We start from the raw sequence: 21,596 nt of genomic DNA, 5'->3' as shown, positions 1-21,596 counted from the left end.
GCTGAGCCGATCCGGGTCCCCGGGGGATCTCAGACATAGTCCCAATCGTTGCGGATCATGTCGGCACGATCGATCCACCAGTCACGCGTCTGATCCAGCCAGCGATGATGCGACTGCGGAGCGGGATCGAGACCGGCTGGCGCCGGCGCGCCGCCTGTCGCCGGCGCGGCAAGCGGCGCGGTTCCGACGCCGCCGCCGGCGAAGAGGAAGGACGCGCCCGCCAGATCGGCGGCGGTCATCGCGTCGAACAGCATCGAATGACCGTCGATCCGAAGCACCACGCCGTCGCCCGATTGCGCCATCGCGACGCGCGACGCGAATTTCTCCGCCGTGATGCCGAGCGCGCTGAGGTCGATCACATCGCCCTCGACATCGAAATCGGTCACGCGATCGTCGCCGGCACCGAAGACGAAGACATCGTCGCCGCCGCCGCCCGTCATCACATCGTCGCCCGCGCCGCCGTCGAGCCGGTCATCACCCGATCCGCCCGAGAGCATGTCGTCGCCGTCGCCGCCCGCGAGCTGGTCGTCGCCCGATCCGCCCGAAAGCACATCGTCGCCGGCGCCGCCGTCGAGGATGTCGTCCCCCGACCCGCCGCTCAGCGTGTCGTCGCCGCCGCGACCCTCAAGCTCGTCGTCGCCCGATCCGCCGTTCAGAACATCGTCGCCCTCCGTTCCGGCGAGTCGATCGTTGCCGGACGTCCCGCGATCCGACGGCGCAGGCGACGGCACGCCATGATCATCGTCGTCATGGTCGTCGTCGTGGTCGTCATCGTCGTCCTGATCGTGGTCGCCGTTCTGATCGTCGTCGTTGTCGTCATCGCCAGGCGCGCCCTGATCGTCATCGTCTTCATCATCGTCATCGCCAACCCCCGGCGAAACGATCCGAGGCAGTCCGCCTTCGCTGATGAACGAGACGCTGTGCGTGCCGTTGGACATCGTTATCACGCCATTTTCCTCGACCCTGGTCTCATAGTCTTCGAGCAGGGCACCATCGGGAAGTTCGATCACATCCTGCGGGCGCAGGGTCCCGATGATCACGTCCCGGCCCCCGTTCGTACGGAACACGATGCGGTGGGCCGAACGAAGCGACGAGATGTCGACGGTATCGTCGCCGGCCGAACCGGTCAGGGTGATGGTATTCGGGCGCAGGCTCGTCGCCGTGGAGAAGTCGCCATAAATCTCGAAACTGTCGTTTCCGGCCACGCCATTGCCCGCGACGCTGGTGCCGTTGACGATAATCTCCTCGATCTCGGTCATCGCAGCGATGACGGTTTCCTCGCCGCCCGCGACCTGCCGCGTCACGACGATCTCGTCTTCGAAATCTCCGCCTGCATCGCCGTCGTCGAAGCCTATCCGGGCGATGGCTTCATCGATCGTATAGATGCGATAGACCTCCGCCTCCTCGTTGCCGTTGATGACCAGCCTGTCGCCATCGGCACCTTCAAAGCCGCCGTTGATCGTGTCGCTGCCATCGCCGACGTTCCAGATGAACATATCGTTGTCGAGATCGCCCGCGACGGCATTGTCGCCGTCGGGCAGGTCGCTGCCAAAGAGCACATCGTCCCCCGCGCCGCCGACGATCACGTCGTCCGATCCGCTTCCCCGGATCTCGTCATTGCCATCACCGCCCAGAATGATGGAGGCTTCGGTCGCCAATATGGTGCTGCTGGCGCCCGGAGCGTCGGTCACCACCGCCAGACTGGCGCCGTCGCCGAATTGTATCCGTTCGATGGCCGTCAACGTGTCCGTCCCGCCATTGCCGACGACATCGGTCACGGAAGCGAGCGCGCCCGCCGACGCATCGAAGACGTAATCGCTCGCGGAACCGTCGAACACCGCCACGTCGATGCCGCCTGCGCCATTCAGGGCATCGTCGCCGTCGCCGCCGGCAAGGCTGTCGGCCCCCGCACCGCCGTTGAGGATGTCGTTGCCCGCCGCGCCCATCAACACGTCGGCGCCGCCGCCGCCGTTCAGCGTGTTGTTGCCCGAATTGCCCGTCAGAACATTGCCGAGCGCATTGCCGGATCCATTGATATTGGCTGTTCCGACCAATGTCAGATTCTCGACATCGCCTGCAACCTGAGCCGCGTTGTTCAGATTGCGGGTGATCGACGCATAGATGGTGTCGACGCCACCGCCGCCCGTCTCGTCGACGACATCGGCGCTGTTGTTGACGACATAGGTGTCGTCGCCAGCGCCGCCGGCCATGGTGTCGGCGCCGTTTCCGCCGACCAATATGTCGTTGCCATCCCCCGCCTGAAGCAAGTCGGCGCCATTGAAGCCAAGGATCAGGTCGTCACCGGCCGTTCCGGGCAGCGGGTTGTTCGCGGCGTTCGTTCCGGCGACCAGACCATAACCGACGCCGCCGATCTCGACGCGTTCGATGTTCAGAAGAGTATCGGTGCCGCCCGCGTCGCTGGCGACCGTGACATTGCCGCCGACCAGCGAGAAGGCGTAATCGGTGATCGCACCGCCCAGCACCACCGTATCGATGCCGTCGCCGCCATCGAGGATATTGTCGCCCGAATCGCCGGTCAGACGGTTGTCGGCCGCGTTGCCGGTCGCGCTGCCGCCGCCCGTAACGATCACATTTTCGACATTCGCAGCCAGCGTGTAAGACGCCAGCGAGGTGCGGACCGTGTCATCTCCGCCGTTGACGGATTCGGTCACCACATCGCCGGCGTTGTCGACGACGTACATATCGTTGCCCAGCCCGCCGGCCATCGCATCCGCGCCAGCGCCGCCGTCGATGATATTGTCCGCGGCATTGCCGGTCAGCGTGTCGTCGTGGGAGCTGCCGGTCAGATTCTCGATCGAAACCAGCAAGTCCTCGGCGCCGCCGGCTATCGCATCGGCAAGGGTGGAGTAGGCATTCGCCAGGGAGACGGAGACGGCCGCCGCCGCTCCGGCATAGCTCGCCGTATCGTTACCGGCGCCGCCGTCGATGCGATCGTTTCCGGCGCCGCCATTCAGCGTGTCGTCGCCCTCCTCGCCATAGAGCAGGTCGTTGCCTTCGCCGCCTTCGAGCGCATCGTTCCCGAAGCCACCGCGCAGCGTGTCGGTGCCTCCGGCACCGACCAGCAGGTTGTCGGCGGAATTGCCGGTCAAACTGTCCGCCGCCGCGCCGCCGGTTACATTCTCGACGCCGCGCACGAAGGAGAAACCGGTAGCCAGCCCCGAAAGGAGGTTCACGTTCACCGCTTCCGACGTCGCGCCATAGTTGAGCGTGTCGGTGCCGGCGCCGAGATCCATTTCGACATTCTCGACATTCTGCATCGACATACCGCCAATGCCGGTCATCACGCCCGCCGCGAGCGCCACCGTCACATTATCGTTCGAGTTGGATGTCGCCTGCGTCACCCTGAGCGTGTCCATGCCGTCTCCGCCGTCGATCACGTCATTGTCGTCACCGGCGCCATAGACGATCGTGTCGTTGCCGGCACCGCCATTGACGCTGTCATCGCCCTGCCCCCCGGCCAGCGTGTCGTCGCCGTCCCCGCCCAGGATCGTGTCGGACCCGCCGCCACCGTCGATGCGGTCGCCACCCGCGAGGCCGGAGATGGCGTTGTTGCCGTCCCCGCCCTGGATCCAGTCGGCGCCAATGGTGGCGCCATCGCCCGAGCCGTCGATGACGGCGGCGTCCGAAATGAGGTGATTGCCGACGATCTCGGTCACCGCCGATTCGACCCGATGCGAAAACAGCAGGTCATCCTGATAGTTGACGATCACCCGGAGATATTGCCCGACATGCTCCGCATTCGGGATGAGGCTGCGGCTGTTGCCGCCCTGATCGGCCGGAATATTCGTCCATCCGGCGTCCGGATCGGTTTTCGAGACGGTGCCGGTCGCCGAATATTGCCATTGATAGACGAGCAGGGCTTCTTCGAAGGCATCGGTCAGCCCATCGGCGTCGAGGAAGGCCGCGGTTGCGGTCAAGGCCTGATCTTCGGTCGGCGACATATCGCTTATCAGCAGGTCGCCGACCGGCTCGTCGTTGATACCGACGACAACGTCGGTCGGAGCGGAGGTGACCGTCTCCGTCACCCCGCCGGCATCGACATAGGTTCCAAGCACCCGGATGCGCAGGCCGGTGTGCTCGTCGCTGGGCGTGAAGCTGTCTCCTCGCGCACCGGGAATGTCGATATAGTCGCCGGTCCCGTCGTTGCGTTCGATCTGCCAGCGATAGGTGATGTTGTTCACCATGCCGTCCGGATTGTTCATGTCGCGGATGCCCGCCGACGAAACGGTAAGCGGCTCGTCCTCCCTGGCGGGCAGGCCGGCGATGACCAGCCGCCCGGTCGGATCGACGTTGCCGGTTTCCCGGATCGTGTAGATCTGGTCGGCGAACTGGATACGCTCGATCCCGATCAGCGTGTCGGTGCCCTCGTCGATCTGGGGGTCGATCTCCTCCATCTCGCGGCGCGCGACATAAGTGCGATCGCCGACATGCGTGATCTCGTACCAGGACATGTTGCCGGCAAAGACCGCCGTATCGACATCGGCCAGCGGATTCTCGTCATAGAGAATCTCTCGCACGATCGTCAGCTGCTTCGGCTTGATCACGCCGGCAAGCAGGAATTCCGACAACGGCTTGCTGACGCCATCGATCTCAACCACCTGCTTCAGGCTGTCGACGGTGAAGGCTTCATTCTCCGTTACGGCGCCCGCCTCATCCAGTTCGCGGATGCTGATGCGCACGTTGAGCCAGGCATCGCCGTGGATGAAGTCATCGCCGCCGCGACCCTCGAACGTATCGTTGCCGTTGCCGCCGAGCAGGATATTGCCGCCCGTCCAGGCCACGATCGTTTCCGGATCGACGCCCTCCGGCACGGTCGTCACGATGCTGCTGCCCAGAAGCGTGCGCATTCCGTCGATGCGATCGACACCGGCATGGGACAGCTCGTGCCCGGTCATGTCGAGCTCGACCTCGATCTCCTCCGTCGAGCCGCGGTCGTCTCCCCGCAACACGTCGTTGTGGATCCAGCCGGATAGCCCTTCGGTCATGTCGAACCGGTCGCGCAGGATGTCGTCGGCGACAGTCGTGAAGATCGGAATCCGCATGTCGGAATCGGCCGCCAGCGGATTGCCCTTGTGGATCGCCCAGTCGAAGCCGAGCATCCCCTCGTTGCGCATCACGCTTTCGCCCTGGACCATGATGTCGTCCCCGGATTCGGCGTCGAAATCATTTTCGTTCGGGCCGGCCAGCAGCACGTCGTGGCCGATGATCGTCGAATTGAAGAAGAGTTCGGAATTGTCGCCCGCAAGCGTGTCGAAACCGTCGCCGCCCTCGATCCAGTCGTCGCCCTCGTTGCCCATCAGGAAGTCCATATCGTCGCCGCCAAGGATGAAGTCGTCCCCTTCCCCGCCGAAGACTTCCGTCGCATCGACCCCCACCAGGATCGCGTCCTTGCCGTCGCCGCCCATGATGACGTCGAGGCCGTTGGAGTTGGCGATCACGTCGTCGCCATCCTCGCCCTTGATGAAATCGCCGGTGTCGCCGCTGTCGGTGATGATGTCGTCGCCGGCGCCGCCGATGATGAAGTCGACGCCCGCGCCGCCCTCGATACGGTCGTTGCCACCGCCGCCCCAGATCGCGTCGTCACCGAAGTCGGCGATGATCGTGTCATCCCCCGGCGTGCCGTTGATGGCCGTGTGTTCGCCGCCCAGCACGCGCAGATAATTGACCTCCACGCCGGGCGTGGCGAGATCGTCCCGTTGGACCTTGGTCTGGCCGAGCCCGTTCAGGGCCGCATCGTCATGCGTGGGATCGGGCCCGATCTGCTTGGTCGGATCGACGTGCAGGACAAAATCGTGCAGCGCGAAGGAATCCACGCCCGTGTGATAGTCGAGAATATCGTCTTCCGTTCCCCGGACACCATCGGGGCCGGGCTGCGTCATGTCGGTATTCGCCATGATGAGCTTGGAGAAAGCATTGTTCTCCAGCTCGTTCAGCAGGTTCAGGCCCTGGGTGCGGGTCAGGTAATAGAAGCGGTCGAGATCCTGGAGCATTTCCAGCTGCGCCTCGAACACGGCGTTGAAAGTCGAACCGAGGAAGCCGCCGAACGGCATCTTCTTCTCGGCCAGGCCGCCGATCCACAGGTCGATCTCGTTGACGCCGGTCGTGGCCGCGGGGCCATTGAGGAAGGCCATGCGTTCCGCATTGAACGCATCCGCCGCCGCGCCCGCAAGCGCGGGGTTGCCCAGGACGAGGAGCGTCGCGGCATCGCGCCGGGCCGCGATATTGTCGCCCGCGTCCAGTATCGACTGGTGGGTGCCATAGGCGGCGATGAAATTGATCACCGAGGCCGGCGTCTTGAGATTGGACGCGAACTCCGCCCAGCTTTCATAGGGCTTGAGGAAAGTCGAACTCGACGCCGCGTAAAGCTGCTGGCGCGCCTCGTTCAGCGTCGGCATGCCGGTATCGCGACCGCGCGCTAGGTTGATCGCCGCAAGGTCGAGCGGCAGGCCAAGCAGGTTGTTGCGAAGGGCATCGGTGACGAATTCGTCGATCTCGTTGCCATGCACCCGGGACATGCCGCGGAAGATCGCGCCGGCCGCCTGCTCGTGCGAGATCGTGCCGTCCTTGTCGAACTCCAGCGGATTGAGGAAGGCTTCGATCAGACCGACGTCGTTGCCCCAGTTCTCGAGGTCCTCCGGCGCGACCGGAACGGCGACGCCATTCTCGTCGTATCGGACCGGATTCCCCGCTTCGTCGAGGAACATCCGCGCGACGTCCTCGGTCAGCATCGAATGGCCGAAGCGATAGACGACATGGGCGAATTCGGCGAAGATCGCCGGGTCGATGTCGGTTATGGTATTGAAGACGAAGGGGTCGATCAGCGGCTGAACCTTGCGGCCGAATTCTTCGAAGACCAGGTGCTGATATTGCATCTCGGTGGCGAAGCGGGCCGATTGGAACAGGCGCTCGCCATCCCAGGACAGACTGTCCGCGAAAGTCCTCAGCGCGGCGCCCTGCAAGGCGGCAGCGGCGTCAAGCTCCGGCTGGGTCAGATCGACAGCAAGCCATTCGTTGATGAAGTCGAGGTCGCCGCTCTTGAGTATCTCGAGCTGCTGGGCGGCCACTTGCCGGTTGTGCTCGGAGTGGAATACGTGGTGAACGGCGGTGAGACCGATATTCTCGTTGCCGCGGCCGTCGCCGGTGATGAAGTGCCGGTCGAGCAGTTCGTTGTCATATTCGGTGTTCGACCCCGTGAGAGGATCGAATTGCACCGCGTTGCCGGCCGGATCGACGTCGTCGATGATCACATTGTCGGTCACGAGGATACCGTCGTTGCTGATCACCGGCACCGCATTATGGGCGATGTCGTCGAGGAACGAATGCGACGTGCGAACCGGCACGACATCGCCGACATGGATGAACTCGCCGGGGTTGTCGGGAACCGGAATCTGTTCCGGTTCGCCGAAGCGGCGCAGCGTAAGGGGATCGGCGGCGGTGCCGCTCGCCGTAATATCGTCGTCGGTGTTGGGAATGCCGTCCGGGCCGATGTCGATGATGACCTGAGGATAGCCGTCCGCGTTGCGGATGAATTCGCCATAGGGGTCGGTCCGGATCAACGGAATGTTGAACACGTCCTTGTCGGTCAGCTCGATGCCCAGAATTTCCCGGGCCTGGAGCTTGACGTCCGCCCAGGTCGGCAGGCCCTGCGCCCCGTCGAGCATGCGTCCCGTCGCCAGTGGCACGTCATGGCCGAGCTCCGGATCGAAGACCATCTTGTATTCGCGCAGGAATACCTGGTGCGAGGGATGCGACGTGTAGGTCTGATTCTGGTCCACGAACGGCGTCGTGACGTTGATCGATTCCCGCTCGGTATCGTCCGCCGTGCCCAGCACGCCATCCTCGCCCGGCCCGTCGAACTGGGTCGCGCGGGTGAGCACCATGAAGTTCGTGTGGCCGCCCTCCACATAGAGGGGGTCGTCCGGCTGCAACGGTATATAGATGGTGCCCGAGCCGCCCTTGCTGATCAGGTCCAGGCCGTGATCGAAGAACTGGCCGAAGAATGTCATCCAGCCGTTGAACGGAGCGGAAAGCCCCTCGTCGGGCGCGATGTTGGGGATGACGAGGCTGCCGCCCTGCATTTCGAGACCGTAATCGCCTATTACTGTGTCCAGCGCGGCCTGCGCCGCCTGCACGCCCTGGGCAGCCGCCTCGACGGCCTCCGCGGCATCGTCCGCCGCGACGCTCGCGGCGCTGACCGCAGCGGCGGCGGCCAGAATTTGATCCGCGGTGCTTCCGGGATTTCCGACGAGCGCCGTAAAGGCGGCCTGCGCATCGGCCAGGGCTTCGTCGGCGGCGTTCCGGGCATGGGTCGCGGTCGTCAGCGTTTCCGCAGCCGCCTTATAGGGCTGGTGGACCGCCTGTATTGCGCTCACCGCGACCGCCTTGTCCCCTTCGAAGCCCGCGTGGTTGAGCGCGGCGATGATTGCGGCGGGATTGGAGGGCGTCTGATCGACAATCAGGTTTGAAATCAGTCGCGGATCGACATCGGCGACGCTGTCGCTGCTGTTATAGTCGGTGTTCGTCACCGGAGGAGGCGCCCCCATCGACGGGGGGCCGAAATACATCTGGTCGCCGTCGCCTTCGTTGCGCCAATGCGGTTCGAACATGCGCGGCATCGTCTGGTCGGCCGCCCCCCAGAGTTCGCGGCCGGGAATGACATTGTTGTACGACCCATCCACCGTGCGAAGGCCATAGGGCAGGTGCGGCCGGGTCACCAACTCCTCCAGCGGGATTCCCGCCGCATGTTTTTCGGCGATCTTGATCTGCGCGAGGATGAATTCGAGGTCGTGCTTGTTGAGCTTGACTGCCATGGTCCGTTCCTTCTCCGCCTTGGCTCAAGGGGAGGCCATCACAGGAAAAATGGCGCAGGCATCCGCGACGAGAATCGCACTCGTTCCGATCACCGTTTTGCGAGTTTTCCCAACCCCGCCTTCATGCTGCTTTAATAATTTGGGGCGCTTCGACTCACCCGGCAAACTATCGCTTAACTATCCGTCCACGACCAATCGGGTGTCGAGTCATCTCTACGTATTAGTCAGGCATCGCCCGGATATATATCACCGCACGAAATCCCTATAGCTTTCGTTATATATCGAAATGCCTTATAAAATCGGCCAGTCTTGACTTCCGTCGATGGTAGAACGGCGGCAGAGCGACGCTCGAACGCACCGCCACCGGGCGATGGCAACCACTTGCCGCGGAGTCAGTGACCCAGGCGCTTCGGCTTGCAGAAACGGGTCATCATCCGGACCCGGGCTCGATCAAGGGGATTCGCCACTCGACGCGCAAGCCTTTGCCCGAAGCAAAGGCGAGCGAGCCATTATGGATGCCGTTGACGGCGGCAACAAATGCGAGGCCCATGCCAAGACCCGGCATGGCCGCGGCCGCGGGCGCGCGATAGAAGCGTTGCAGAACGAGGTCGTGCAATTCGGCCGGGATACCGGGGCCCGTGTCCGAAAGGAGAATGAGGATGTCGCGGCCCGCGGCGCGAGCCTCCAGCGAAACGGCTCCGCCTCCCGGCGTATATTTCATCGCATTGTCGAGCAGGTTGCACGCCGATCGAAACAGGAGCCCGGCGCTTCCGCGGGCGTGGAGGCCGGCGTCGATACGCAGGTCGAACCGCAGATTTCGCTCTTCGGCGATGCCGGCGTAGAGATCGGCCGCGTCGGCGAGAATTTGCGACATATCGACCTCGCGCAGCGTTATCGCGCCGCTGCCCGATTCGAGTTGGGTGACGGTCAGCACCGTATCGAACATGGCCGCGAGGCGCTCGACCTCGTTCAATGCCCGGGCGATGCTGCCGGGCGAAGGCGATTCGCTGGCCGCCATGTCCTCGAGGTGCGACTGCAGCCGCGCCAGCGGCGTTCGCAATTCGTGCGCCACGCTGTCCGATGTGCGCCGAAGCGCGTCCGCCGCGACTTCCAGTCGCCGCAGCATGGCGTTCAGGGTGGCTGCCAGGCGGTCGAGGTCGTCATTCTTTCCGGCGAGAGGAATCCGGTCCGAAAGCGTGCTGCCCATGATCCGCCGGGCGGCCGAATCGAGCGCCTCTATCCTTCGCCCGACGGACCAGCTGATGAGCGCCCCGCCGGCGATAGCCAGCGTCGCGGCGATCGGCAGGAACGAGGCGGCCGCCTGTCCGACCTGTTCCTCGAGGTCGTCCAGATCCTCGATGTTGCGGCCGATGAGAAGCCTGGCGCCATCGCCCAGCCGGTGGTCGAGGATCAGCGCCTCGCGGTCTTCCTCCTGGCCGTCGAGGTGCAGGTCGGCTTCGATCCGAAGCCAGTCTTGCGAGGATCTGGCAGGCCAGCTGGGCAGGTTGCTGGTGACCACGGCTCCGCGCGCGTCGATCAGCGCGTCGAACGGATAGCGCTCGGCCTCCTTGTGCCGCCGCGCCTCGAGCGCCCGGCTTGCCGCCACGATGCCGCCGCGTTCGTAGACAACCGATAATTCGGCGGCTTCCCGATGAAGCTGATTCTTGATGTTATCGGTCGGAGATACAACGTGAAAATAATGAAAGAAATATAGAGATACGACAATCAACGAGCAAAAATATATAGAATATAATAGCGTCAATCTAAATGTCAGGCTGTGGACCAGCTTCATCATTCATTCCAGAGGCCATATCCGGCACCTCTGACGGTATGGATATATTTCTCTCCATTATCCGGGTCGATCTTTTTCCTGATTCTGCGGATATATTGATCGATGACATTGGTATGCGGATCGAAATTATAATCCCAGACCGCTTCCAATATCATCGAACGGGTCACCACCCGTCCCTTGTTCCGCATCAGATATTCGAGCACCCGAAACTCGCGCGACGTAAGCTCGATGGGGACGCCGCCCTTGCGGACCTTATGCGCCGCCAGATCCATGACCAGGTCGCCCACGCCAAGTTCGGTGACGCTTTTCTCGGCCGGTCCTCTCCGCTTGAGCACTTCCAGCCGCGCGACGAGTTCGGAGATCGCGAAAGGTTTGGTCACATAATCGTCGCCGCCCGCTCTGAGACCGGCGACCTTGTCCTCGATCGAACCGAGCGCGCTGAGGATCAGAACGGGAGTCTGGTCGCCGGTGGCGCGAAGCGTATGCAATATCTTCAGGCCATCGACGTTCGGCAGCATACGATCGAGAATGATCGCATGATAAAGTTCGGAGGACGCTCTGATCAGGCCGGCCCGCCCGTCAACCTGGTGATCGACGATATGACCCTGCTGGCGCAGAGCCTTTTGAATATAGGCGCCGAGCGTCGCATCATCTTCGATAAGAAGGATCTGCATTTTGCCCCTCTATCGGCTTTCTGATCGAGCCTTGCAGATGACAATATTTAAATGCGCCGGAAATGCCAATGAAATGTCGGAAGTGCATCAATTCGGTACGACGGACCAAACAAACGTCGACCGGGTCGCGCATTGTCATTCTGTGGGGGGGAAGATGCGTGGAACATTGTTTTTTGGTCGCGGACGAGGGCGTTCTCTGTCGCGAAGGCCTGGTGGCGCTTCTGCAACGGATCAGGCGCAATGTCCGCGTCGTGCAGGCGAATTCGCTCGCCGGGGTGATTGAAATCCTGTCGGATGACCGGTCGGTCGACGTGGCGATCGTCGATCTCGGCCTGTCCGGCCTCGGCGGCATCGACGGAGTTCGCCATCTCCGCACCCATTTCCCGCAAGTGCGCATCGTCGTGACCGCGACGGCGTTGCGGCGGGATTTGATTGTCGATTGCCTCAGGGCCGGCGTTCATGGGTATATTTCCAAGACAATGCCCGCCGAGGAGATTGTGGAGGCGCTGGAAACCATCGACAGCAAAAGGATCTTCGTGCCCTCCGTAATGTCCGAAGAGGGAGAGGAAGTTGGCTTTCGTGAGCCCCCGCGACCTTTGTCGGAGCGTCAACGCGAAGTCCTCGCCGCGCTCGCGACGGGCAAATCGAACAAGGAAATCGCATGGCAGCTGAGGATCTCGGAGGGTACGGTGAAAGTGCATGTCCATGCACTTTTCAGGGCCTTGGGCGTGCATAACCGGGTCGGCGCCGTCGCCGCCTTCATGGATATCGAATCCGCCCCCGCGGCATTGGAACCACCGCTGCCGGGTCTGCTGCATGCCCGCCAGCAAGTCGGACACCGTCGAATCTAAGAGACGGGGACAGGCATTGATTCCGCGGCGCTTCGAAGATGCGCTGACTTAACCGATGCGCCGGGATCAGGAAAAGCACTCCGCGCGCCGCGTGATAGCGGCAAGACGCTCATGTTCCGCAAGCCGCTCCCCACCCCGATGCCGCCATCCTATCGCCCGACCTTGCCTTGCCGCCCTCAATGACTAAGCAGGAGCGAATGGCCGCCACCGCTCCCCGACCCGCCAACAGCAACACCGCCGCGCACGCCGCCCCCGTGGCCGCGACGCCGATGATGGCGCAATATTGGTCGCTGAAGGACAAGGCGGGCGACTGCCTGCTTTTCTATCGCATGGGCGATTTTTTCGAGCTTTTCTTCGACGATGCGAAGGCGGCTGCCTCGACGCTCGACATCGCGCTGACCTCGCGCGGCGAGCATGACGGTGCGCCGGTTCCGATGTGCGGCGTGCCCGTCCATTCGGCCGAATCCTATCTCGCGCGCCTGATCCGCGCCGGGCACCGCGTCGCGATCGCCGAACAGGTCGAAACCCCGGCCGAGGCGAAAGCGCGCGGCGGGTCGAAGGCGCTCGTCGCGCGCGACATCGTGCGTTTCGTAACGGCAGGGACGCTCACCGAAGAAAGCCTGCTCGAAGGGCGCAGCGCGAACCGGCTCGCGGCGCTGGCGCAGGTCGGCAGCGAGGGCGAGATCGCGATCGCCGCCGCCGACATCTCGACCGGGCGCTTCGAGGTCGTCGCCGTACCGGCGGCGGCGGTCGACGCCGAACTCGCGCGGCTCGCCCCGTCGGAGCTGCTGCTGAGCGAAAGCGCCGACGAGCTGCCGATCACCTCGGCGCGGCAGGTCGTGCGCCGGCCTGCATCGGACTTTGCGAGCACGGGCGCGCAAAAGCGGCTCGAAGCCTTCTTCGGCGTCCAGACGCTCGACGGTTTCGGCCAGTTTTCGCGCGGCGAGGTCGCCGCGATGGGCGCGCTCGTCGCCTATCTCGACCATGTCGGCACCGGCGGGCCGACCTTCCTCCAGCCGCCGCTGCGCCATCTCGCCTCGGGGCGGATGGCGATCGACGCGGCGACGCGCGAAAGCCTCGAACTCGTCCGCACGATGACGGGCGCGCGCGACGGCAGCCTGCTCGGCACGATCGACCGCACGGTGACGGCGGCGGGCGCGCGGCTGCTCGCCGACGATCTCGCGAGCCCGCTGACCGACAAGGCGGCGATCCTCGACCGACTCGACCTCGTCGACGCGCTCGCGCGCGACGCCTTGTGGCGCGGCGAGCTGCGCGCGGCGCTCCGCGCGCTGCCCGACGCCGGGCGCGCATTGGGCCGCCTCGTCGCTGGGCGCGGCGGGCCGCGCGATCTCGCGCAGCTGCGCGACGCGCTCGGCGGCGCGCGGCTGCTGCGCGAACATCTGGCACGGCGCGCCGATCTGCCGCCTTTGCTCATGCGCCTGCTGCCGGGGCTAGACGGTCACGGCGCGCTCGTCGACGAATTGACGCGCGCGCTGATCGAAACGCCGCCGGTCGATGCCGCGCAGGGCGGCTATGTCGCCGAAGGCTATGACCATGCGCTCGACGCACTGCGCGAAACCGCGCGCGACGGACGCAAGGCGATCGCCGCGCTCGAAGCGCAATATCGCGAGCGCACCGGCATCGCGTCGCTCAAGATCCGCCACAATGGCGTGCTCGGCTATCATGTCGAGGTGCCCGCGAAGCATGCCGACGCGCTGATGGCGCCCGAATCGGGCTTCACCCACCGCCAGACGCTCGCGGGCGTCGTGCGCTTCAACTCTGCGGACCTCCACGAAGCCGCGAGCCGGGTGACGCAGGCGGGCGTCCATGCGATCGCCGCCGAGGCGGCGCATCTCGAAGCTCTCACCGATGCCGCGATCGGCCGCCGCGAAGCGATTGCCGCCTCGTGCGACGTGCTCGCGCGCATCGACGTCGCCGCCGCGCTCGCCGACCATGCGATGAGCCACAATTGGTGCCGTCCCGACCTTGCCGACACCCCGTGTCTCGACGTCACCGGCGGCCGCCATCCGGTGGTCGAAGCCGCGCTCGCGAAAGCGGGCGAACGCTTCGTCCCCAACGATGTGTCGCTGTCGGAAACCGACCGGCTCTGGCTCGTCACCGGCCCCAACATGGGCGGTAAATCGACCTTCCTGCGCCAGAATGCGCTGATCGTCGTGCTCGCACAAGCCGGCGGCTTCGTCCCCGCCGCGGCGGCGAAGCTCGGGCTCGTCGACCGGCTGTTCAGCCGCGTCGGCGCCAGCGACAATCTCGCGCGCGGGCGCTCGACCTTCATGGTCGAGATGGTCGAAACCGCCGCGATCCTCGCACAGGCGACACCGCAAAGCTTTGTCATATTGGACGAGGTCGGGCGCGGCACCTCGACCTATGACGGGCTCGCGCTCGCCTGGTCGGTGGTCGAGGCGGTGCATGAGGTCAACAAGTGCCGCTGCCTGTTCGCGACGCATTATCACGAGCTGACGCGGCTCGCCGAAACGCTGAACGCGCTCTCGCTCCACCATGTCCGCGCGCGCGAGTGGCAGGGCGATCTGGTGCTGCTCCACGAAGTCGCCGAGGGGCCCGCAGACCGCAGCTACGGCCTCGCCGTCGCGCGCCTCGCGGGGGTGCCCGCGCCCGTCGTCAAGCGCGCCGAAGCGGTGCTCGCGAAACTCGAAGCGGGGCGCGAGGCGACGGGCGGGCTCGCCGCGGGGCTCGACGACCTGCCGCTCTTCGCCGCGACCCTCGCCGCCGAGCCCGCCGCCGCGAAGGACGCGCTGCGCGAGGCGCTCGCCGCCATCGATCCCGACGCGCTCGCGCCGCGCGAGGCGCTGGAGGCGCTCTACGCGCTCAAGCGGCTGCTGGCGGACGAGGGGTAGATGACGATTCCACCTTCCTTATTCCTCACCATCGTGCCCCTGCGAAGGCAGGGGCCCATCTCCTGCCGTGGCGATACGCCACCGGCGGCGATGGAGAACGGCAGCGTAGGTGATAGGCCCCTGCCTTCGCAGGGGCACGGCGGATGAGCGGTCTGTTCGACAGCCTCGACCAGCGCCGCGCGATTATCGACCGGCGCGATCTCGCGGCGCGGCTCGATGCGATCGCCGCCGAAAGCAGCGATTCGGGCACGCGCCGCCGCGCGATGGTCGCGCTGCTTCGGGCGGCGCTCGACGCCGGTCGCGCCGAGGTCGAGCGCCGCCTGCTCGAACGCCCCTCCGCGGGGCGCGTCGCCGCCAATGCGACCGCCTTCCTGATCGACCAGATCATTCGCCTCAGCCATGATTTCACGACCGGCCATCTCTATCCCTCGGCCAACCGCTCGGCGGGCGAGCGCATCACGCTGATCGCGGTCGGCGGCTATGGCCGCGGCGAGATGGCGCCGCACAGCGACATCGACATCGGCTTTTTGACCCCGTTCAAGCAGACGAGCTGGACCGAACAGGTGATCGAGGCGCAGCTTTACACCTTGTGGGATCTCGGGCTGAAGGTCGGCCATTCGTCGCGTTCGCTCGACGAGATGGTGCGCGCGGCGAGGGACGACCTCACGATCCGCACCGCGCTCCTCGAAGGCCGCTTCATCTGGGGCGACCGCGACCTCTACGACCAGGCGTCGGCGCGCTTCGATGCCGAGGTCGTCGCGGGCAATGCGCGGGCGTTCGTGGCCGAAAAGCTCGCCGAGCGCGACGAGCGGCACAAGCGCATGGGTGATTCGCGCTATGTCGTCGAGCCCAATGTGAAGGAAGGGAAGGGGGGGCTGCGCGATCTCCACACGCTGTTCTGGATCGGCAAGTTCATTCACCGCGTGCGCACCGTGCCCGAACTCGTCGATGCGGGGCTGATGTCGGCGCGCGAGCTTCGCCAGTTCGAGCGCGCCGAAAATTTCCTGCTCGCGGTGCGCTGCCATCTCCATATCCTCGCGGCGCGCGCCGAGGACCGGCTGACCTTCGATTTCCAGCGCGAGATCGCGAGCCGCATGAAATTCGCCGACCGCCCCGGCAAGCGCGCGGTCGAACGCTTCATGCAGCTCTATTTCCTCCACGCGAAAAGCGTCGGCGACGTCACCGGCACCTTCCTCGCGCATCTCGACGACCAGATGGCGGCGCGCGGGCGGCGCTTCCTGCCGACGATCCGGCGGCAGCCGGGCAAGCTGCACGGCTTCGTCCTCGACCGCGGCCGCCTCGCGCTGCCGGCGGAGGATTTCTTCGCGAAGGACCCGGTTCGGCTGGTCGAGATTTTCGCGCTCGCCGACAAGCACGGCCTCGAAATCCATCCGCAGGCGATGCGCCAGGCGCGTCACGACGCGAAGCTGATCGAGACGCAGAGCGTGCGGCGCGACCCGCGCGCCAACGCGCTGTTCCTCGACGTGCTGACGTCCCCGCGCGATCCCGAAACGGTGCTGCGCTGGATGAACGAGGCGGGGGTGTTCGGCCGTTTCGTGCCCGATTTCGGCCGCGTCGTCGCGCAGATGCAGTTCGACATGTATCATCATTATACGGTCGACGAGCATACGATCCGCGCGATCGGCCTCCTCGCCGACATCGAACAGGACCGGCTCAAGGACGACCATCCGCTGTCGACGATGATCATGGACCAGATCCATTCGCGCCGCGTCATTTATGTCGCGGTGCTGCTCCACGACATCGCCAAGGGCCGCGGCGGCGACCATAGCGTGCTCGGCGCCGAACTGGCTTTACGAGTATGCCCGCGGCTCGGGCTCAGCGAGGCCGAGACCGAGACGGTGTCGTGGCTCGTGCGCTATCACCTCCTGATGTCGGCGACCGCGTTCAAGCGCGACCTTGCCGATTTCAAGACGATCCTCGACTTCGCGCAGATCGTGCAGAGCCCCGAGCGCCTGCGCCTGCTCCTCGTCCTCACCGTCGTCGATATCCGCGCGGTCGGCCCCGGCGTCTGGAACAGCTGGAAGCGCCAGCTGCTCACCGAACTCTTCGATGCCGCCGAGGAAGTGCTGCGCCTCGGCCACAAGCAGAAGGGACGCGAGGCGCGGATCGCGGCGAAGAAGGACGCCGTCGCCGGGCTGCTCGGGCTCGAGGACAAGGCTCTGGCAAAGCTTATCAAGCGCCTCCCCGAAAGCTATTGGATCGCCGAGCCGGTCGAGGTGATCGCGGCCAATCTGCGCCACATCCAGGCCGCGGGCGACGCGCCGCTCCATATCGCCGCCGTGCCCGACGCGGATCGCGGCGCGACGCTGGTGATGGTGCTCGCCGCCGACCATCCGGGGCTCTTCTACCGCATGGCGGGGGGCATCCACCTTGCCGGCGGCAACATCATCGACGCGCGCATCCACACGACGCGCGATGGGCTCGCGCTCGACAATTTCCTCGTCCAGGACCCGCTCGGCCGGCCTTTTGCCGAGGCTGGGCAGATCGACCGCCTGACCCGCGCGATCGAGGATGCGCTCGCCAACCGCCAGAAGCTGCTACCGAAGCTCGAAGCGCGCGCGCTGCCGCGCACCCGTGCCGAGGCATTCCGCATTGCGCCGAGCGTCTTCGTCGACAACAAGGCCTCCAATCGGTTCACGGTGATCGAGGTCAATGCGCAGGACCGCCCGGCGCTGCTCAACCAGCTCGCCTATGCGCTGTTCCAGTCGAAGGTGACGGTGCATTCGGCGCATGTCGCGACCTATGGCGAGCGCGCGGTCGACACCTTCTATGTCACCGATCTGATCGGCGACAAGATCGACAGCGCGGCGCGCGTGAAATCGCTGGAGAAGCGCCTGCTCGAAGCCGCGGCGAGCCGCAGCGAGGAAGCGGTGGCGGCCTAGGACCTAGAAGTCGAACCCCTGCTGGACCGGAGGAAGCGGCACGCCCTCGAGGTCGAGCATCCGCACCTTCGATTGCGAGCCGCCCGGCGCGGAGAAGCCGCCGATCGCGCCGCCCGACGCCAAGACCCGGTGGCAGGGGATGATCAGCGGCACGGGATTCATCGCCATCGCCTGCCCGACGGCGCGGGCATGTTCGGGACCTGCACCCAGCGCGCGTGCGACCGCGCCATAAGTGGTCGTCTGGCCCCAGCCGAGCGTGCGCACATGGTCATAGACGCGGGAAAAGAAGGGCGGCTGATCGCCGGGATCGACCTCTACCGCGAAAAATTCGGTGCGTTCGCCGGCGAAATAGCGAATTGCCGCGCCGATGACCGCCGCGATTTCAGCCGGTGGCTCGGCCCGGATCGCGCCGGGCAGGCGGCGCAAGATCGAATATTCGGTTTCGGACGCCGCCGGCGCCGGCAGGCGAAGCGCCGTGACGCCCGCGCCCGTCCAGCCGATCGCTGCAACCCCGGCCGCGGTTTCGAAAAGCTGATACTGGCTTTGGCCGGCCATGCCCGTTCTCCATCCGTGCCGGAGATATAGGATGGCATTTTTTCAAAACCATATCGCCGTCCCGCGCCCCGCTCGCTCGCCACCGGCGTGCAACATTGCCGGTTACATTTTGGCGAGGCGGCGCTAGGGGAAATATTCGGGCGCGCATCTTGTGGAAATTTCGAGAGGACAAAGAATGGACAGCGGCAGCAAGGTGCAATTTTCGGATCGCGAGGCCCTGCTTTATCACGAATATGGCCGGCCCGGAAAAATCGAGATCGTCGCGTCGAAGCCGATGGCGACGCAGCGCGACCTCAGCCTTGCCTATTCGCCCGGCGTCGCGGTCCCGGTGAACGCGATCGCCGAGGACCCCGCCAAAGCCTATGATTATACGGTAAAGGGCAACCTCGTTGCGGTGATCTCGAACGGCACCGCGATCCTCGGCCTCGGCAATCTCGGCGCGCTCGCCTCGAAGCCGGTGATGGAAGGCAAGGCGGTGCTGTTCAAGCGCTTCGCCGACGTCGATTCGATCGACCTCGAGGTCGACACCGAAGATCCGCAGCGTTTCATCGAGGCGGTCGAGCTGCTCGCGCCGAGCTTCGGCGGCATCAACCTCGAAGACATCGCCGCGCCCAACTGCTTCATCATCGAAGCCGCGCTGAAGGAACGCATGAACATCCCGGTGTTCCATGACGACCAGCATGGCACCGCGATCATCACCGCCGCCGGGCTGATCAACGCCTGTTATCTGACCGGGCGCGACCTTTCGTCGGTGAAGGTCGTCGTCAACGGCGCGGGTGCCGCGGCGATCGCCTGCACCGAACTGATCAAGGCGATGGGCGTCCGCCACGAAAATGTCATCATGTGCGACCGCAAGGGCACCATTTACCAAGGCCGCACCGAAAGCATGGACCAGTGGAAGTCGGCGCACGCGGTGCCGACCGAAGCACGCAACCTGACCGAAGCACTCGCCGGCGCCGATGTGTTCCTTGGCCTCTCGGCCGCCGGCGCGCTCAAGCCCGAGATGGTCAAGGACATGGCGCCCGCGCCGATCATCTTCGCGATGGCGAACCCCGATCCCGAAATCTCGCCGCCCGACGCGCGCGCGGCGCGGCCCGATGCGATCATCGCGACGGGGCGCTCGGACTATCCCAATCAGGTCAACAACGTCCTCTGCTTCCCCTTCATCTTCCGCGGCGCGCTCGACGTCCATGCCACCGCGATCAACGAGGAAATGAAGATCGCGGCGGCCTATGCGATTGCCGATCTCGCGCGCCAGCAGGTGCCCGAGGAAGTCGCGGCCGCTTACGGGGGACGCGCGTCGAGCTTCGGCCCCGAATATATCATCCCCTCGCCCTTCGACCCGCGCCTGATGGAAATCGTTCCCGCCGCGGTCGCCAAGGCGGCGATGGACACGGGCGTCGCGCAGCGGCCGATCGAGGATCTGGGCGATTATCGCACTCAGCTGCGCGCGCGGCTCAACCCGACGACTTCGGTCCTGACGCTCGCCTATGAGGCCGCGCGCAACAATCCGAAGCGCGTCGTCTTTGCCGAAGGCGAGGAAGAGGTGGTGCTGCGTGCGGCGATCCAGTTCCGCGACGGCGGTTACGGCATTCCGGTTCTCGTCGGGCGCGAAGGGCTGCACGACAAGCTCCGCGCGATGGGCGTCGCCGACGCCGAAAGCTTCGAAGTCCACAACAGCGTCAATTCGCCGCATGTGCCGCAGATGGTCGACATGCTCTACGAGCGGCTCCAACGCCGCGGCTACCTCCGCCGCGATGTCGAGCGCATGGTCAATCGCGACCGCAACATCTTCGGCTCGCTGCTGCTCAAAATGGGGCTCGGCGATGCGATGATCACCGGCACGACGCGCACCTATTCGCAGACGATGCGCGAAATCCGGCGCGTGATCGACCATGCCGAGGGCAAGACGCCGTTCGGCATCCACGTCCTCGTCGATCAGCATCACACGATCTTCATGGCCGACACGACGGTCAACGAGCGGCCGACCGCCGAGATGCTCGCCGACATCGCCGAACGCACCGCGCAGGTCGCGCGGCGCATGGGGCACGAACCGCGCGTCGCCTTCCTCTCCTATTCGACCTTCGGCAATCCCGAGGGGAGCTGGCTCGACAGCATCCGCGAATCGGTGTCGATCCTCGACCGGCGTCAGCCCGGCTTCGAATATGAAGGCGAGATGGCGCCCGACGTCGCGCTTAACGAGAAGGTGATGAAAAACTATCCCTTCTGCCGCCTGTCGGGACCGGCGAACGTGCTGATCATGCCGGGGCTGCAGTCGGCGAACCTGTCGGCGAAGCTGCTACGTGAGCTCGGCGGCGGCGCGGTGATCGGCCCGATGCTCGTCGGCATGGAACATCCGGTGCAGGTCGCGACGATGGCGTCGAGCGCGTCGGATCTCGTCACGCTGGCAGTGCTCGCGGCGGGCGGGATCGCGCAGTAAGGACAGCCCGACAAATAGCCGTCGCCCCCGCGAAGGCGGGGGCCGCCGGCACCCTTGCACGAACCCGATAGCGGCCCCCGCCTTCGCGGGGGCGACGATCGCTTTACCGCCCGCCGGGCGCGCCGGCACCCGGCGCGCCGACCGCGCCGATATTGCCGAAAATATCCTCGAAGAAGCTGCGCTCGCGGCCGAGCGTCGGGGTCTTGTCGCCGTTGGGGCTGATCTTGCGCACCAGTTCGAGCCCGGTGCGATCGACCGCGGCGACATTGCCCGCCTCATCGAAGCGGACGCGCAGCACCTGCTGGTCGATCGGACGCGGCCGCGCGAAGGCGAGCTGGCGCGTTTCGCGCGAGACATAATAATATTCGTCTGTACCGAACTGGCCGACGAAGGTCGGGCGGCCAAGCGTCTTTTCGACCGACTCGCGGTTGTCGACGCCGGGGGTGATCGCTTCGGTCAGCGTCGGATCGACGACATAGCCCTGCCGCCCCTTGAGCTGCGCGCAGCCGCTGGTGGCGAGCAGAACGGCGAGGCCGAGCATGACAAGGCGCGCGCGCGGTGCGGGAAGCGAAAGGATCGAATGCGGCATCAAATATCTCCGTTGCGCCCGTCCGCCGCTGTCCCGGCGGTCGGCGCTGGCTCTCGCGCCTCTTAACCGCAAGCGGTGAGCGCACACA

General features: G+C 65.3%; 9 protein-coding genes. 4 read left to right on the top strand and 5 right to left on the bottom strand.

Features of this window, described 5'->3' with window-relative positions:
- Positions 1–29: 29 nt before the first annotated feature.
- The 3 genes from QZL87_RS18000 to QZL87_RS17990 all read right to left on the bottom strand — a co-directional run bounded on the left by QZL87_RS18000 (position 30) and on the right by QZL87_RS17990 (position 11,297).
- Positions 30–8,831 carry a peroxidase family protein gene (locus QZL87_RS18000; RefSeq protein ID WP_295321765.1) on the bottom strand — a complete coding sequence of 2,934 codons (8,802 nt, stop codon included), beginning with the start codon at positions 8,829–8,831 and terminating at the stop codon, positions 30–32.
- Positions 8,832–9,261: 430 nt separating this feature from the next.
- Positions 9,262–10,626, bottom strand: coding sequence for a HAMP domain-containing sensor histidine kinase (locus QZL87_RS17995; RefSeq protein WP_295321762.1), 1,365 nt, complete (start codon positions 10,624–10,626; stop codon positions 9,262–9,264).
- The gene (locus QZL87_RS17990; RefSeq protein ID WP_295321759.1) at positions 10,623–11,297 is read right to left on the bottom strand and encodes a response regulator transcription factor; all 675 of its coding nucleotides are present in this window, start codon (positions 11,295–11,297) and stop codon (positions 10,623–10,625) included. The genes QZL87_RS17995 and QZL87_RS17990 overlap by 4 nt, the downstream gene beginning before the upstream one ends.
- 158 nt (positions 11,298–11,455) lie before the next feature.
- Here QZL87_RS17990 and QZL87_RS17985 point away from each other — a divergent pair, with 158 nt between their 5' ends.
- The 3 genes from QZL87_RS17985 to QZL87_RS17975 all read left to right on the top strand — a co-directional run bounded on the left by QZL87_RS17985 (position 11,456) and on the right by QZL87_RS17975 (position 17,924).
- Positions 11,456–12,148, top strand: a complete 693-nt coding sequence (locus QZL87_RS17985; protein ID WP_295321757.1) for a response regulator transcription factor — start codon at positions 11,456–11,458, stop codon at positions 12,146–12,148.
- A gap of 269 nt (positions 12,149–12,417) precedes the next feature.
- Complete coding sequence (mutS, locus tag QZL87_RS17980; RefSeq protein WP_295327035.1) at positions 12,418–15,021, top strand: DNA mismatch repair protein MutS; 2,604 nt, start codon at positions 12,418–12,420, stop codon at positions 15,019–15,021.
- A 143-nt stretch (positions 15,022–15,164) separates the two neighbouring features.
- Positions 15,165–17,924, top strand: coding sequence for a [protein-PII] uridylyltransferase (locus QZL87_RS17975; RefSeq protein ID WP_295321754.1), 2,760 nt, complete (start codon positions 15,165–15,167; stop codon positions 17,922–17,924).
- Positions 17,925–17,927: 3 nt separating this feature from the next.
- On the opposite strand, the gene QZL87_RS17970 is transcribed toward QZL87_RS17975, so the two are convergent.
- Positions 17,928–18,479 carry a methylated-DNA--[protein]-cysteine S-methyltransferase gene (locus QZL87_RS17970; RefSeq protein WP_295321751.1) on the bottom strand — a complete coding sequence of 184 codons (552 nt, stop codon included), beginning with the start codon at positions 18,477–18,479 and terminating at the stop codon, positions 17,928–17,930.
- Positions 18,480–18,654: 175 nt separating this feature from the next.
- Between QZL87_RS17970 and QZL87_RS17965 the strand changes: the two genes are divergently transcribed.
- Positions 18,655–20,919 carry an NADP-dependent malic enzyme gene (locus tag QZL87_RS17965; RefSeq protein WP_295321749.1) on the top strand — a complete coding sequence of 755 codons (2,265 nt, stop codon included), beginning with the start codon at positions 18,655–18,657 and terminating at the stop codon, positions 20,917–20,919.
- Between the two features lie 103 nt (positions 20,920–21,022).
- On the opposite strand, the gene bamE is transcribed toward QZL87_RS17965, so the two are convergent.
- A complete protein-coding gene (bamE, locus tag QZL87_RS17960) occupies positions 21,023–21,508 on the bottom strand; it encodes an outer membrane protein assembly factor BamE (protein WP_295321747.1) in 486 nt (161 codons plus the stop codon).
- Positions 21,509–21,596: the final 88 nt, after the last annotated feature.

The organism is uncultured Sphingopyxis sp., from assembly GCF_900078365.1.
Lineage (GTDB): Bacteria > Pseudomonadota > Alphaproteobacteria > Sphingomonadales > Sphingomonadaceae > Sphingopyxis.
The sequence above is the reverse complement of the archived record's forward strand: the minus strand, read 5'-3'. Positions and strand labels throughout refer to the sequence as shown.

Bases quoted from the DNA above. Each gene is read 5' to 3' on its own strand.
- mutS (WP_295327035.1), top strand. From the start codon at position 12,418: ATGATGGCGCAATATTGGTCGCTGAAGGACAAGGCGGGCGACTGCCTG.
- QZL87_RS18000 (WP_295321765.1), bottom strand. From the start codon at position 8,831: ATGGCAGTCAAGCTCAACAAGCACGACCTCGAATTCATCCTCGCGCAG.
- QZL87_RS17975 (WP_295321754.1), top strand. From the start codon at position 15,165: ATGAGCGGTCTGTTCGACAGCCTCGACCAGCGCCGCGCGATTATCGAC.
- bamE (WP_295321747.1), bottom strand. From the start codon at position 21,508: ATGCCGCATTCGATCCTTTCGCTTCCCGCACCGCGCGCGCGCCTTGTC.
- QZL87_RS17995 (WP_295321762.1), bottom strand. From the start codon at position 10,626: ATGATGAAGCTGGTCCACAGCCTGACATTTAGATTGACGCTATTATAT.
- QZL87_RS17990 (WP_295321759.1), bottom strand. From the start codon at position 11,297: ATGCAGATCCTTCTTATCGAAGATGATGCGACGCTCGGCGCCTATATT.
- QZL87_RS17965 (WP_295321749.1), top strand. From the start codon at position 18,655: ATGGACAGCGGCAGCAAGGTGCAATTTTCGGATCGCGAGGCCCTGCTT.
- QZL87_RS17970 (WP_295321751.1), bottom strand. From the start codon at position 18,479: ATGGCCGGCCAAAGCCAGTATCAGCTTTTCGAAACCGCGGCCGGGGTT.